This is a genomic window from Bacteroidales bacterium (assembly GCA_029210725.1).
In the GTDB taxonomy this organism is placed as follows: domain Bacteria; phylum Bacteroidota; class Bacteroidia; order Bacteroidales.
The window spans coordinates 1-11,929 of the sequence record JARGFM010000051.1; the positions used below are offsets into that span (position 1 = coordinate 1).

Annotated in this window: 11 protein-coding genes; 7 read left to right on the forward strand and 4 right to left on the reverse strand. The window is 49.9% G+C overall.

Annotated features, from left to right (window positions below):
- The first annotated feature begins 111 nt into the window (after window positions 1–111).
- Window positions 112–654: a DUF3575 domain-containing protein gene (locus P1P86_16150; GenBank protein MDF1576718.1), complete on the forward strand. Its 543-nt coding sequence runs from the start codon at window positions 112–114 to the stop codon at window positions 652–654.
- Between the two features lies 1 nt (window position 655).
- Here P1P86_16150 and P1P86_16155 read toward each other — a convergent pair whose 3' ends face one another.
- Together P1P86_16155 and P1P86_16160 are read right to left on the reverse strand one after the other, a co-directional pair.
- Window positions 656–1,954, reverse strand: a complete 1,299-nt coding sequence (locus tag P1P86_16155; protein MDF1576719.1) for an ATP-binding protein — start codon at window positions 1,952–1,954, stop codon at window positions 656–658.
- 40 nt (window positions 1,955–1,994) lie between these two features.
- Window positions 1,995–3,359, reverse strand: coding sequence for a sigma-54 dependent transcriptional regulator (locus P1P86_16160; GenBank protein MDF1576720.1), 1,365 nt, complete (start codon window positions 3,357–3,359; stop codon window positions 1,995–1,997).
- 207 nt (window positions 3,360–3,566) lie between these two features.
- Here P1P86_16160 and P1P86_16165 point away from each other — a divergent pair, with 207 nt between their 5' ends.
- Genes P1P86_16165 through P1P86_16175 form a run of 3 tightly spaced genes read left to right on the forward strand, consistent with a single transcriptional unit; the run spans window position 3,567 to window position 7,008 of the window.
- On the forward strand, window positions 3,567–4,229 hold the full coding sequence (locus P1P86_16165; GenBank protein MDF1576721.1) for an ABC transporter ATP-binding protein: 663 nt from the start codon (window positions 3,567–3,569) through the stop codon (window positions 4,227–4,229).
- 29 nt (window positions 4,230–4,258) lie between these two features.
- Window positions 4,259–6,652 (forward strand): ABC transporter permease, encoded by a 2,394-nt coding sequence (locus tag P1P86_16170; protein MDF1576722.1) that lies wholly within the window; start codon window positions 4,259–4,261, stop codon window positions 6,650–6,652.
- A complete protein-coding gene (locus P1P86_16175) occupies window positions 6,652–7,008 on the forward strand; it encodes a hypothetical protein (GenBank protein MDF1576723.1) in 357 nt (118 codons plus the stop codon). Before P1P86_16170 ends, P1P86_16175 begins: the two co-directional genes overlap by 1 nt.
- Window positions 7,009–7,035: 27 nt before the next feature.
- On the opposite strand, the gene P1P86_16180 is transcribed toward P1P86_16175, so the two are convergent.
- Complete coding sequence (locus P1P86_16180; GenBank protein ID MDF1576724.1) at window positions 7,036–7,251, reverse strand: PLDc N-terminal domain-containing protein; 216 nt, start codon at window positions 7,249–7,251, stop codon at window positions 7,036–7,038.
- Between the two features lie 104 nt (window positions 7,252–7,355).
- Between P1P86_16180 and P1P86_16185 the strand changes: the two genes are divergently transcribed.
- The 3 genes from P1P86_16185 to P1P86_16195 all read left to right on the forward strand — a co-directional run bounded on the left by P1P86_16185 (window position 7,356) and on the right by P1P86_16195 (window position 10,450).
- Window positions 7,356–8,756 carry a PhoPQ-activated protein PqaA family protein gene (locus P1P86_16185; GenBank protein ID MDF1576725.1) on the forward strand — a complete coding sequence of 467 codons (1,401 nt, stop codon included), beginning with the start codon at window positions 7,356–7,358 and terminating at the stop codon, window positions 8,754–8,756.
- Window positions 8,757–8,913: 157 nt separating this feature from the next.
- On the forward strand, window positions 8,914–9,435 hold the full coding sequence (locus P1P86_16190; GenBank protein MDF1576726.1) for a cellulase N-terminal Ig-like domain-containing protein: 522 nt from the start codon (window positions 8,914–8,916) through the stop codon (window positions 9,433–9,435).
- On the forward strand, window positions 9,332–10,450 hold the full coding sequence (locus tag P1P86_16195; protein MDF1576727.1) for a glycoside hydrolase family 9 protein: 1,119 nt from the start codon (window positions 9,332–9,334) through the stop codon (window positions 10,448–10,450). Before P1P86_16190 ends, P1P86_16195 begins: the two co-directional genes overlap by 104 nt.
- Here P1P86_16195 and P1P86_16200 read toward each other — a convergent pair.
- Window positions 10,439–11,851 (reverse strand): aspartate aminotransferase family protein, encoded by a 1,413-nt coding sequence (locus tag P1P86_16200; protein MDF1576728.1) that lies wholly within the window; start codon window positions 11,849–11,851, stop codon window positions 10,439–10,441. The two genes, P1P86_16195 and P1P86_16200, sit on opposite strands and share 12 nt — an antisense overlap.
- Window positions 11,852–11,929: the final 78 nt, after the last annotated feature.

An 11,929-nucleotide genomic window follows, 5' to 3' on the forward strand; every position in this document is an offset into this window, starting at 1 on the left:
ACTCATGTTGTGTTTTATTTCCCAAAAACAAAACTACAACATGAAGGGGAAACCTCCGGGGAGTACCCTTCTCTTTTTTATGTTATTTTAGTCGGACAGTAGTGATAAATTATGAAAAAAATAACCTTATTGGCTTTCAGTATGCTTATCATCTCTGCCGGACTGAGTGCGCAGAAGATGAATACGGTCAAGACCGACCTTTTCAGCGCTTTCCTCAGAACGGGGGTTCTCAAATATGAGAGGGCGCTTAATGAAAATATGAGTGCCCAGCTGGGCTTTTTCTATACCGCTTACAGTCCCGGAGACATCGATACTAAATTGAGCGGGATCGGGATCACCCCCGAATTCAGGTACTACCTGTCTGATACTCCTGCACCCCACGGAACCTATCTGGCTCCCAACTTTCGTTACATGAGCCTCACCGTTGAGGATCCTGTAGAAAATGTGGAAGGTACACTGACCTCCCTGGGATTTGCCATTAACATTGGAAAACAAGCGGTTCTGAAAGACCTCATCGTCATCGATGCCTGGGTAGGGCCTGTGTATGCCTTCCGGTCGATCAGTGGATCAGCCGAAGATGTGGAGACGGGACAGATTTCCGGCGCGGACGGCTTTGGGATCAGGCTGGGAATCGCCATCGGTCTCGCCTTTTAAGCTAAAACACGAGTCTGAACCGGGTTCTTCCGGGTTGGGAGTCAAACTCGATCCGTCCAGCGTTCATAGCCATCACCTGGCGGCTGTAGCTGAGACCCACTCCTGTTCCTCTCTTTCGGTTGGTAAAGAAAGGCATAAAGATTTGATCGGATATTTCTGGAGGAATGCCTTCCCCGTTGTCGGTTACCTTCAGAACTATCCGGTTTTTTTCTGATTCAGCAGAAAGCACAATTTCCGCCTGATCTCTCCCCTCCACCGCCTGAACCGCATTCTTAACCAGGTTCAGCATCACCTGGGTAATCATCTGCTCATCGGCATGGATCTTCAGTTCAGAAGGCGGGCATTCAAAAGATATCCGGAGACCGGAATGTCCCTTATAGTGCTCTGTCAGGCTTTCCAGTTTTTCAAACAAATCAGAAACAACGAACTCTTTCAGGATTGGATCGGGGATTCGGGACAGGACCCGGTATGATTCAAAAAAAGTGGTAAGCCCTGCACTCTGTTCCGCAATGGCATTCAATCCTTTCAGAGTCTGCTGAACCGCAGCCGCCGGCACCTCAGTTCCGGCCACGATGATTTCGTCTTCCGCCCATATCTCTTTCAGGGTGGTGGAGATGGAGGTAATGGGCGCCAGGGAATTCATGATCTCATGACTCATGACCCGGATCAACCTGATCCAGTCGTCAATTTCTTTGCGTTCCATTCCGGCAGAAAGGTCCTGGAGGGTTATCACCCTGAGATCCTCTCCCTTCAGGTGGACCTCTACGGCCTGAAGGCCTAAAACTCTGTTCAGGCCGGTCTCCCTATCCTGAAAAGTAAGTTCTGAACGGTCCAGCGAATTCATCTCCTCCATCTTCCTGCAGAGACCCGGATACCATTGAGACAAAGCCCCGATATGGGTAAGTTGAGGCAAGTTCAGAAGCCTGAGTGCCTCCTCGTTAATGTGGTTTATATACCCGGTTTTCGAAAAAACCATCAGTCCGCTTGACAAATGCTCCAGGATCCGGCCAAAGTATTGCTCCTGCCTCTCATTACTCAGTTTCATCTCCCGGAAACTGTCATTCAGGCGGTTCAGGTGTTGGTGCAACTCATTGATGATCCTGCTTCGTTGTGTGGAGCTGTACTTGATGGAGGTGTCATCATTCTCAAGTGCCCTGAAGAAGAATAATACCTCCCGGTTCCAGCGGGTCAGCTGCATATAGAGCAATACCCCGAGCACCGACACGGAGATCCCCAGCAGGATGGCCAGATGGATCCTTGAGGACCATAGTGCCCAGCCCAGCAGCGTCGCGCTGATCACCAGGAGAATGATGAATACCGCCAGAGTATTCTAATGAGGTTTAAAGCCCATATTTCTTTATTTTATTGTAGAGGGTCTGCCGGGAAATTCCCAGCCGGGAGGCCACAGCAGTCATATTCCCTCCGTTCTTCTGCAGGGCATATCCAATCAGCCTGGCCTCCACCTCCTCCAGGCTTCCATCCAGGGATGCGGAAGAGTGCGTGCCAGCGACTGTAAACTGGAAGCTCTCCCTGTCGATGGTCTTTCCCTCTGCCAGGATCACTGCCCGCTCCATGCTGTGCTGGAGCTCTCTGACATTTCCGGGCCAGGACCATTTCTTAAGTGCCGCTTCGGCCGTTTTGTCCATCCTCAGTCCGGGCTTGTTATAGCGCCTGCTAAAATAATGGAGAAAACAGGCAGCCAGAAGCAGCACATCATCTCCCCGCTCACGCAGGGGAGGAAGTTCTACCACGATGGTATTGATGCAGTAGAGCAGGTCCATCCGGAAGCTGCCCTCCTCTACCATCCGTTCCAGGTTCATATTGGTCGCACAGATCAGACGAATATCCACCGGAATTACCTCTGTACTTCCCAGCCTGGTAATAGTGCGGTTCTGCAGGACATTCAGAAGTTTGGCCTGCAGCGTTGGGGAAAGGTTGCCAATCTCATCAAAAAAGAGCGTTCCGCGGTGGGCCGCTTCTATTTTTCCGATGCGATCGGTATGGGCATCGGTAAAAGCTCCCCTCATGTGTCCAAACAGTTCACTCTCAAAAAGGGAATCGGGTACTGCTCCCAGGTCCACACTCACCAAAATCTCCCGGGAACGGTCGGAACGTTCATGGATCTCCCGGGCAATTAACTCCTTCCCGGTCCCGTTCTCGCCTGTGATCAGCACATTGGCAGGGGTGGCCGCCACCTTTTCAACCATCTCCATCACCCGGGATATGACCGGTGACCTTCCAATAAAGCGGGCGGACTTTGTTTTTAATCCAGCCTTCAGAGACTCCTTGTCTTTCTGAAGCGATTTGACCTGGCGCCTGAAATCGGTAAGCCGGACCGCAGTGCGCATGGTAGCCAGCAATTTCTGGTTGTCCCACGGCTTCAATACAAAATCTACGGCACCTTCTTTGAGAGCGGTTACTGCCAGTTCAATATCCCCGAAGGCGGTAATTAAAACCGCCGAAAGATCCTGGTCCAGTTTTCTGACCTCCCTCAGCCAGAAGAGCCCTTCATTACCTGTGTTCTGACCTGCAGTAAAATTCATATCCAGCAATACAGCGCTGTAAGATTCTCCCTGCAATTCAGTAAGGAGCTGACCCGGCTTGCTGAGACAGGTCACCCCCGAAAACTCCCTGGAGAGCAGAAGATCCAGTGCCGTCCGTACATTCCGGTTATCATCCACGACCAGTATGCGGGCTTCGGTCATGCGATAAAACTACATCCGGATAAAATTAAAAGCAATAAAATGTCCAAATATTTGACAGTCTGTTGTCCAAATCATGGACATTAACGAAGTTGCAGCTAATCATATATATCATAAAACAAGGAACTTAGCCAGGTGGCACAGCATTGGTAAGGTTGCTGGCGCCCCGGGAATCAGAGGCTATAAAACGACATCTTCATGAAAGAAATCATCATCCAGGCCACGCAGCTGACTAAACGCTTTAAATCGGATTCCGTAGAAACCACCGCAGTCAGAGCCATAGATCTGACTATAGCGAAGGGAGAATTTGTAGCCATTATGGGGCCCTCCGGCTGTGGAAAGACGACCCTTCTAAACCTCCTGGGCCTCATCGACCGGCCCACTTCCGGAAGCATTTCACTGAACGGATTCCAATCCAGCCCGCTGTCTGAAAATGAAATGACCAGGCTCAGGAGGGGCTATATAGGTTTCATCTTTCAAAATTTCAACCTGGTTGATGAATTGAATGTATCCGAAAATGTGGAGCTTCCCCTGATCTTCAAGGGAATAAAGCGTAAGGAGCGTAAGGAGCGTGTTGGGGCGATTCTGGATTCTCTGAAGCTGGGGCACCGCGGCCGGCACTACCCTCAACAGCTTTCGGGTGGACAACAGCAAGGGGTAGCATTTGCGCGTGCCATTGTGAACCGGCCCCGGCTGCTCCTGGCCGATGAGCCTACCGGGAACCTGGACTCAAAGAACGGGACCGCAATCATGGATCTGCTTACCGAGCACAACCGCAAGGGGGCAACGGTGGTGATGGTTACCCACTCCCTGAAGGATGCCAGCTATGCTCATCGGATCATCAATCTCCATGATGGAGCAATCCTTAACTGATAGTAGTAAAGCACAGAACAAACAGAGCAATGATACGTACCTATATCACTATCGCATTTAAATACCTGGTCAGGCAACCCGCATATTCCGTCCTGAGCATCCTGGGATTCTCCCTGGCCTTTGCCAGCCTGTTCGTCATATACTCCCAGGTGAGCTATCAAAGGAGCTATGACAGGCACCTGGAAATCCGGGACCGTGTTTACAGGCTAAGCGGAGAGATCAATCTGCCCGACAACGAGAACATACATGCCCAGCTGGGCCCCCGCCTGGCGCCGGTAATGAAAGAGGAAATTCCGGCCGTGGTGCAGATGGCCCGCCTGGTTTCTTTTGATGAAAAATGCTTAGTCCATGCAGGGGAACAAATCTTTTTCGAAGATCATGTCTACTTTGCTGATACTACGGTGTTTGAACTCTTTCCCCTGCAGTTCCTGTATGGTACTCCTCAAAATGCCCTGCTAACTGAGGGACAGACAGTTATTTCAGAGAGTTTCGCAGAGAAATATTTTGGCTCGGCCGATGTCCTCGGCAGGCAGCTTAAGATCAATAATGACAGGATATATGAGGTCACCGGGGTTACCAAAGACCTCCCCGACAATGTACACCATAAACTGCATATGCTCCTTTCTATGAAATCTCTGAGCCCTCCCGTACTGGAGTTACTGGATGCTGAGGATTCAGAGAATTACTGGAGGCCCTTTGCCTATAGTTTTATTTTGCTTGGAGAAAATAACTCAATAAGCGAAGTGGAGCATGCATTCCCCGCCTTTTATGAAAAACACATGGCTCAATTCGGAAACTTTCTGAAGGCCGATTTCAAATTAATTATCACTGCCCTGCCAGATCTGCATTTCACCCCCCAGTACACCTATGATCTCCCAAAAGGCAACCGGACTTACAGCTATCTGCTGATGGCGGCCGGACTGTTCCTTCTGTTAATTGCCCTGCTGAATTATACCAATCTGCTTTCCGCTTCCTTGGCATCCCGGACCCACAGCCTGGGGATCTTCAAGATCAACGGGGCCGAACGATTTCACATCTTCAAATTGCTGATTACGGAATCGCTCATACTTATTGTCATAGCAGTAGCTGTAGCCTGGTTTATGCTCACTGCAGCAGAGACCTGGTTTACGGGTCGGCTGAGTGGTACCCTGATGCAATCCGGATTCCGGACAGCCAGCTTTCTGCTATTGACCCTGCTGGTCCTTGCTGCCATTTCCCTTGCTTTCATACTCACCATAATCAGCAGAGTATATCGCCAGCCCATCCACCTTTTGAAAGGCGATTCCAGCCTGGGAGCAAAGATAAAGCGCTATGGTTTTGGAAAAGGAAGCATTGTCATTCAGTTCACCTTTTCTGTGATCCTGATTATCTCCTCGCTACTGATCACCAGGCAGGTGCAATACCTCCTCAAAGCCGGGATTGGATTTAATACGGATAACATTGTTCAGGTAAAACTCCATGCCGAGGGAGTAGCCCTGGAAAAGATTTTCTCTTTTAAGCAAGAGTTAAAAAAGAGCTCCGTGGTCCGGGAAGTGGCTTATTCAAGCAATGTGCCGGGAGAGGTATTTGCCACTTCTCACTTCAAAGTTGATGCAGACGGACAGGAGGCCTCAAAAATAGTCTCGCTGCTCGCCATTGATGCCGACTACCTTCCCCTGATGCAGATGGAGCTTAAAGAAGGGAGGAATTTTGATCGGGACAGGCCCACCGATCCCCAGAGTGGAGTGATCCTCAATGAAGCATGTATCGGCTTTCTGGGCATGGGTGACTCCCTGACCGGCAAGCGGATTCGGGAAATTGAAATTATTGGCGTAGTTAAAAACGGGAAATTTAACTCCCTGCATGAGGAGTCCAGACCCGTTGCACTTTACTTTATGACAGGCAACCGGGGTTATATGAATGTGAAACTGAATACAGGCGATCTGTCCGGTGCGCTCATTCAGATCCAGGATACCTATGAAAAATTCTTTGATAACATCCCCTTCGAGTATAGCTTCCTCGACCAGACTGTGGAGCAGATGTACCGCAACGATATTAACCAGAGTAAACTGCTGGCCATCTTTACCATTCTGAGCATTGTTATTTCCAATATCGGCCTGTTTGGACTGGTGTCGCTCCTGAACCGTTTACGCATCCGGGAAATCGGGATCAGGAAGGTAAACGGGGCCCACAGATGGCAGATTGTACTGCTGCTGGGGAAACAACTGCTGGTCTGGGTGGCCGTCGCAATAGACTTAGCCATCCCGGTGACCTGGTATGTTAGCAGGCTCTGGCTGCAAAATTTTGCAACCCGCATCTCCTTTTCCTGGTGGATCGTACTTCTGGGAGGAGTGATCATCCTGCTGAGCGCCATGATCACCACCGCTGGAATTACCCTGCGGGCTTCCGCCCGCAACCCGGTAGATACCTTAAGATACGAATGATGAAAGCGATCGTGAAACTTTTTTTAGTACTGGTCACCCTGACGGTGGCTGTTTTCGGATGGATCACCGGACAATACAGGGACCGGGATTTTTTGATCCTGGTTCTGGTCCTGACCTCGCTTACCCTGTCCACATTCCTGATACTGAATATTCTGGACTACAGGCTCCAGGCCAGGAAAAGGAAAGAAAAGGAATCCAGGTCCCGGGAGCTCCCCGGTGAAGAAGCAAAAAAAATAAAAAGAGCGGAAGGTAGTTTTGCCCTTCGGGAAAAAAAGTCAGGACTTAGCTGGGGAGGAGGAAACATCAAAGCCAGCGAAGCCACCCGGGGAAGCAGGCGGAAATTTCTGGGCCGGTAGATTTCCTGGCCAGGAATTATCTGCTCCTTACCTGGACATCCGTTGATTCCTTCCGATCAGGAAGTATAGCACAGATCCCAGGAAGGGAAGAAAGAGAATAATCAATACCCAGATAATCTTTTCATTTCCAGGAAAATCATTCATAAGTGCGCTGATCAGCGCCAGCAGCGGAATCAGAAAGATAAAGAGGACTACAAAAAGTGTAAGAAGCAATCCGCCACCGAATAGAAAAAGAAAAGTCATCTCCGAAGTAATTTAAGTTGTCCTTAAAACTATGAAATATTCCGCTGCCGGTCAACGGGCAATATTTTATAACTTGTTATACTGAAACCTTTAATCCTTAAGCTATGAAAAATTATATGGCCCTGTTAGTTGCCCTGCTTGTCCTGGCTGCCTGCGCCAGGCAGGAGCAGCAGGCCACATCCACCACATCCTCCTTTCCCCTGGAAGCTTATGTGAAGCAGGAAGATCCCGCCTTCCGCTACGACATTGTTGAAAGGCTGAAGGGAGAATCCTGGACCGAATACAGGATTAAGATGGTCTCCGGAACCTGGCTGAGCAGCCAGGAGGTGGATGAACCGGAATGGTGGCACTGGCTCACCATGGTAGTCCCCGATGACATTCAAGAATCTGAATCCCTGATGCTCACCGGGGGCGGCTGGAGAGGCGACAGCATCCCCATTGCAGCTACCGAAGATATGATACAAGCAGCCCTTTCCACGGGTTCGGTGGTATCCCATATAAGTAATATCCCCTTTCAACCTATCGATTTTACAGGGGATAGCCTGGAGGGACTCTTCGAAGACGAATTGATCGCCTTTGCCTGGCTGCAATTTCTGGAGGGCGGAGCCGGTGAGGAACTGCAGATCTGGCTGCCCCGATTCCCCATGACCCGTGCGGTGGTCAGGGCCATGGATGTGGCAGAGGAAATATGCGAATCCGATCATCAGAAAATAGACGGATTTTTTGTGGCCGGGGCATCTAAACGGGGATGGACCACCTGGACGGTGGCGGCGGTGGATGAAAGGGTGATAGGCATTGCTCCGGTGGTGATTGATCTGCTCAATATCATTCCCTCATTCAATCACCACTGGCAGTGTTACGGAGAGTGGGCCCCTGCCATTGATCCTTATAAAAACCAAGGCATTATGAACTGGATCTATACCGATGAATTCCTGGCCATGCTGAAACTGGTAGAACCCTACCAGTTCCTGGAGCGCCTGGCCATGCCCAAGCTTCTGATCAATGCCACCTGTGATGAGTTTTTTGTCACCGACTCCTGGCAATTTTACTGGAAGGAGCTTCAGGGGGAAAACTTCCTGCAATATATCCCCAATGTGGGGCACGGCCTGCATGGCTCTTACCTTCCTCAAAGTCTGGTTGCTTTTTACCGGAGCACCATAAGCGATTTGAAAATACCTGCCTTTCAATGGCATATCAGCAATGATACCATTTATACACAGGTGGACCCGGAAAGCAACTATCAGATCCGCCTCTGGGAGGCGGTGAATGAGAAAGACCGCGACTTTAAGCTCTATGTGATTGGAGAGGAGGCCTGGAAAATGGAGGCCTTGGAGCAAAACGGAGAGGGCACTTATATCGTTCCGGTTAGCCCGCCTGAAAGCGGCTATAAAGGAGCCCTGGTGGAAGTGGTGTTCGATCCGGATTCCGAATTCCCGCTGACACTTACCACAGGAACCCTGGTCACTCCGGACCGCTATCCTTTCCCGCCTTTCCTGACCGAATAATCCGGTTTTCAGCTGACCAGACTAAGGGATTAGGCAGGGGAATCAGCGAACAGGTTTTTCTCTTCCTTCAATACCTTCATGGGATCTGATTGCCCGTTTTTTTCAAATTTCTTACATTTAACCATCATTCTGCCGTTTACCCTGACAAACACCAAAGATGAAACCAAGCTTATACCTGCCGGCCCTTATTGTCATTCTATTCTCTGCCTGCAATTCCTCTGTTCCCCCTGCTGAAACCGACAAGCATCTATGCATCCGCATGAACCAGGTGGGATACTATCCCGGTGCCCTTAAAGAGTTTTTGGTGGCAGATTATGAGGCCAGCTCTTTTCAGATCCTGGACAGAAGGGGAAAAAAAGCCTTTGAGGGAAAACTCATTGATAAGGGGGCCTGGGACAAATCGGGAGAACACATCCTCCAGGGGGATTTCTCAGACCTGAGTGAAACAGGAACCTTCACCATTCAGCTGAATACCGGACTGACTTCCCCACCCTTTGAGATCGCAGAGGGTGTTTATGAAGCTGCCCTGGATGCTTCTATCAAAAGCTTCTATTTCCAACGGGCCTCCATGGCTATTGAGGAGCCGTACGGAGGAGTATACCGGCGGGCTGCCGGCCATTCCCGGGGAGCACTTAAATATACCGGAAAGCGGCAATGGCATCCCCGATCTGCTGGATGAGATCCGCTATGAACTGGACTGGGTGATGACCATGCAGGACGAAGACGGGGGCGTGTTTCATAAGTTAACTGCCCTGGATTTTGCAGCATTTATCATGCCTGAGGACTATGACCTCGACCGCTATATCATTGGAAAAGGAACAGCGGCCAGTCTTAATTTTGCAGCTTTGATGGCCCTGGCTTCCAGAATATATGCTGAGGTGGATCCTGACTTCTCTTCCGATGCGCTGGTCGCTGCAGAAGACGCCTGGAACTGGGCCGGGGAAAACAGTAATCTCCCCTACAGAAATCCGCCGGATGCGCACACCGGGGAGTACGGGGACGATCAATTCAGTGATGATTTCTACTGGGCAGCAGCCGAACTCTTTATTACCACCGGGAAAGATACCTATCTGGAATCTTTGACCCGCTATGAGCAGCCTTACATCCACCAGATCACAAACAGCTGGAAATTCTTCATCAGGAATATGGGCTTTCATACCCTGCTGATCAACGGAAGAAATGACGAACTGATAAAAAAGCACCTGTCCCTCTCCGATGAGATCCTGTCAAAAATGGGATCCATACCTTACGGGATCAGTATCGACCATTTTGAATGGGGTTCCAACAGCGATGTACTGAACCAGGCCGTGATCCTCTGCATCGCCCATCATCTGAGCGGTGAACAAAAGTACCTCGATGGTGCCTTAAGAAACACCGATTATATTTTCGGGAAAAATGCCACCGGCTACTGTTTCCTTACAGGTTTCGGGTCGAAACAGGTTATGAATCCCCATCACCGTCCCAGCGGGGCCGATGATATTGATGAACCGGTCCCGGGATTCATTCCGGGTGGTCCCAATATGCATCAACAGGACCGTCAGGAGCTAAATTATGTATCCGATTTACCGGCCAGATCCTATGCAGATGTGGTGGAAAGTTATGCCTCCAACGAGGTGTGCCTGAACTGGAATGCCCCGGCAGTGTTTGTTCTGGGATACCTGGAGCAGGTACTCAAACAGGGATCAGGATGTTAGTTTCGTCACCGTCAACTCTTTGGCAAGACGGGCTTTACGTTTCAGATTAGCGGCAGTACTGGTGTCAATCACCTTATCCAAAATTGAAACAATTTTATCAGCAATGGATTCATCGATAATCAGGGGAGGCACTATGCCCAGGATGTTGTGCCGGAAGTAAAGGAGAAGTCCGCGGGAGGCAGCATCCAGCCCAATTTCCTGGACAAGGTCATCAGGAAGAGGCTCCCGGGTTTCTTTATTCTTCACCAATTCAATCCCAATTAAGAGTCCTTTTCCACGTACTTCTCCCATGTTTTTCTTATTCAAGCCGAGCGATTGCAATTTGTCCATCAGATAATGTCCGACCCGTGCAGCGTTATCGGGCAGTTTCTCATGGATGATCAAGTCAATATTGGCCAATCCCACTGCGGCACATACCGGGTGACCACTGGCCGTGGAACCATGTTCCAGACTATTTCCCTCTCCCAAAAACCGCTCAAATACGGACTCGGTTACAAGGGTCGCAGCCAGGGGAAGATATCCGCTGCTGATGGCTTTGGAAAGACACATGATGTCAGGCTGGGGTTCCCAGCTTTCACTCATAAACAGCGTTCCGGTTTTTCCGAATCCGGTGGTCACTTCATCTACGATAAAAAGAACCCCATGCTCCCTGCAGATCCTGCCCACCTCCCCGTAGTATTGTTCAGGGGGAGTGATATAGCCATAGGCTCCCATGATGGGCTCCATAATAAAAGCAGCCATGGTTTCCGGTCCCTCTTTCTGTATCTTTGCTTCCAGTGCTTTTGCACAGACAAGGTCACATTCCGGGTATCCACTCTTTCCATAGGGACAACGATAGCAATAAGGCGGATCTATCTGCACATATCCATCGAGTACCGGTCCGAATTTGTCCTTTTCCTCCTCAAGGCCCGAAGTACTCATGGCCCCATACGACACCCCATGATAGCAGTGCTTGAGAGAGACTATTTTAAATCTGCTCTGGTCCTGCTTTCCGGGGTCCTGTTTGTGATACTGCCTTGCGATCTTCAAGGCAGTTTCAACAGCCTCGGAACCATTGGTCCCCAGGTAGACATACTGGTATTGCGAAGGAGAGATTTGCACCAGCTTATCTGCCAGTTCCATGGCCCTGGGGTGAGTTTGCCTGAAACAGGACGCATAGGCCAGCTCTGTCATCTGTTTATGGGCTGCATCAATGAGTTCCTTGCGACCGTGGCCAACAGCAACATTCCAGAGTGAGGAGAAGCCGTTGATCAGCTTTCTACCCTTGTCGTCATAGACATAGGGCCCTTCTCCGCGGGTGATCACTATGGGACCAAATCCCAGGTATCCCAGGAACTGGTCCATTTCCGTAAAAGGGTTCCACAAAGAGTAGGGAATCCCTTTGTATACTTTCTTTTTCATTTGGCTATAGTTTATAATAGCGTTTTATTTTGTATCTTTAAAATAAAAAGAGATGGATAAAACCGAGATCAAAACTGC